The following is a 2,516-nucleotide window of genomic DNA, read 5'->3' as shown; positions in this document are numbered from 1 at the left end:
GTTGCCCGACGCGCCTGCGCCCACGACGATCGCATCGAACTTTTCCTTGGCATGCTTGGCCATTGTCGCGTCCTTCCAGAGAGATCGGCACCTGTGCAACAACCGTTGCAAGCGGGTATTCGCATGGAGCGTGCCAAGTGGCTTGTCCCAGGGAAATGCCTGCGTGACAGGCTATTTTTGGACAATGGTGTTTTCACGAGGCCGCCTTGACGTGCCCCAAACGCGACCGCTTCTGTCGGCTTTGTCGCATGTGCGACGCACGCTCCGGGGCCGGCCGGCGTACCCGTGCGGGCGTGCGATGATTGGCACTGCAAATGCATGCGAGCGGCGCCCTTGATGATGCACAAGGCCCAGACCATGAACCTTTTCACAGGCACTGCTTCAGACGAATTTTTCGGCGGCGACGTTCCCGCCCCCGTGCGCGACCTGCTGCACCAGGCCGCAGAGGCGCCGGCGGCCGAGCGTTCGCCGCTGCTGTGGACGGCCCAGGCCCTGGCCCCCGGCTGCCTGGCCATCTACTACGCGCTCTACAAGCACCACGCCGGGCGGCGCGAGTTCGAGCTGGCCGAGCGCGCGGCCTGGCGCGGGCTGCAGGAGGCCGCGGGCCAGGGCGGCCTGGCGCAGGATTGGCGCGCCGTCATGCCGGCGGCGCATGTGGACTTCAGCCAGGATGGGCCGCAGCGCTTCTGGCTGTTCACGCTCAAGGCGCTTTCGTTCATACACCTGCGCAGCGACCGTGCCGACATGGCGCGCGAGCTGCTGGCCAAGCTCCACGAGCTGGACCCGCAGGCGCAGACCGGCAGCGAGGTCACGATGTCGCTGCTGCACGCGGCCGACGCCGCGCGACAGGGCCGATGAGCATCCCGGCCGTCACGCTCTCACGCTCCCTGCAGACGCCGCGCCTGCAGTTGCGCGAGCCGCGGCCGGGCGACGCACCGCTGATGTTCGAGCGCTGGGCCCGCGACGCCCACACGCTGCGCTACCTGGGCTGGAAGCCGCATGCCGACGTCGCCTTCACGCAGCGCATGCTGGACTGGGACAATGCCCGCTGGCTCAAGCGCACGGCGTGCACGTGGATGCTGGCGCATGGCGACGCGGGGCCGATTGGGCAGGTGCAACTGGTGGCGCAGTCCTTCGAGCCGCCGGTGTTCCACTGGCGCCTGGGCTACGTGCTGGCGCCGGCATTCCAGGGGCAGGGCTTGATGCGCGAGGCCGTGTCGGCCGTGCTGGAACATGCGTTCAAGCAGGCGCTCATCTGGCGCGTGGACGCACTGTGCGACGTGGACAACACCCCTTCCATTCGCCTGCTGCAGGCGCTGGGCCTGAGCTGCGAGGGGCGGCTGGTGGCACATACGCTGCACCCCAACGTCTCCACCACGCCGCGGGACGTGTGGATTTACGCGCGCACGCGGCGGCCGCACAAGGCGCCTTGATGTGCACAGCGTGAGCCGGGGCGTGGCGCCCCGGGGCGCTCAGAGGTCGTCCGCCAGGACTTCGGTGGCGATGAGTTGTGCGCGCAGCGACCAGCGGGCGCGCCAGCCGGAGCCTGCCCAGGTGGGATCGTTGGCGCGCTCGAACGCGGCCGTGGCTTCGGCCTCGCTCCAGTAGATGCGGCAGTCGCCGCGGGCACGCAGCGCAGCCTCGCTGGCCTGCTGGGGCGTCACCGGCTCCTCCCGGTAGCTGCCGGGCTCCTGCAGGTGGTCCGCGCGGTACAGCGGCTTGTCCCAGCCGTATTCCTCGGCCATGGCGCAAATGCCGGGGTATTTCTCAGCCACGCCCGCCGTCTCGGGGCTGGCGTCGAACATCTCCAGCAACTCGCGCGGCGTGGCGCAGTCGTGGATCTCCCATTCCTGCAGCGCATCATCGGCCGCGACCTTGCGCAGCAGGTCGTCGCCATCGTAGGCAAACCAGCACCTGGGCTCGGCCTGCGGGGGAATCTCAAGAACGAAAATCATGGCCGTGCCTCCTGCATTGCTCTGACTTCGACCGGCTGGGCGCCGGCGTGGCGATGGGGCAAGGGCACGACGATCACTCGGCGCCTTCGGCAAAAACCTTTTGCCATACGGCTTTGCGCAGGCGCTCGGAGACGGCGTGCGGGGTGCCGTCAAACTCGTCGGTAGCCTTGCGCAGCGCGGCCTGCGCCACGGACGCTTCGGCCATGGTCAGCGGCAGCCGGCCGGCAACATGGGTGGCCTTGGGCACGGAGCGCAATATCGCCTGGCGATTGGGGTGCTCGTCCATCGCGACGAGCGAATCCGCCTCGGGCTGGCCGTCCAGGCAGATGTATCGTCCGATCACCTCGACCTTGCGGCCATCGAGCGTGGTTTTGACAAGTACCGGTGTCATCACAACCTCTCTTCAAGAATCTCGGACCAGCCGGACGGGCCGCTGCGCACAGCGCGGCCCGCCGGCCTGAGGAGAGAACAGGGGAGCGTACCGATGCCCCCTGCCCTGCCCGTCGTGCCGCTGTGGATCAGCGGATGATGTCGTAGCTGTAGTCGGTCTTGCCCGGGACA

4 protein-coding genes are annotated in these 2,516 nt (G+C 68.4%); 2 read left to right on the top strand and 2 right to left on the bottom strand.

The genetic code is table 11. From position 1 onward, the window contains the following. Positions 1-357: 357 nt before the first annotated feature. Positions 358-858, top strand: a complete 501-nt coding sequence (locus ALA01S_RS30735) for a hypothetical protein (RefSeq protein WP_066343537.1) — start codon at positions 358-360, stop codon at positions 856-858. Further along, a complete protein-coding gene (locus ALA01S_RS30730) occupies positions 855-1,433 on the top strand; it encodes a GNAT family N-acetyltransferase (protein ID WP_066343534.1) in 579 nt (192 codons plus the stop codon). The genes ALA01S_RS30735 and ALA01S_RS30730 overlap by 4 nt, the downstream gene beginning before the upstream one ends. Before the next feature lie 39 nt (positions 1,434-1,472). Here ALA01S_RS30730 and ALA01S_RS30725 read toward each other — a convergent pair whose 3' ends face one another. Continuing rightward, on the bottom strand, positions 1,473-1,955 hold the full coding sequence (locus tag ALA01S_RS30725) for a hypothetical protein (protein WP_066343531.1): 483 nt from the start codon (positions 1,953-1,955) through the stop codon (positions 1,473-1,475). A gap of 73 nt (positions 1,956-2,028) precedes the next feature. Then, a complete protein-coding gene (locus ALA01S_RS30720; protein ID WP_066343529.1) occupies positions 2,029-2,346 on the bottom strand; it encodes a hypothetical protein in 318 nt (105 codons plus the stop codon). Between the last annotated feature and the right edge of the window lie 170 nt (positions 2,347-2,516).

Source organism: Azohydromonas lata NBRC 102462 (genome assembly GCF_001571085.1).
GTDB lineage: Bacteria > Pseudomonadota > Gammaproteobacteria > Burkholderiales > Burkholderiaceae_C > Azohydromonas > Azohydromonas lata.
Note: the sequence above shows the minus strand (reverse complement) of the source record. Positions and strands in the feature narration are given on the sequence as shown.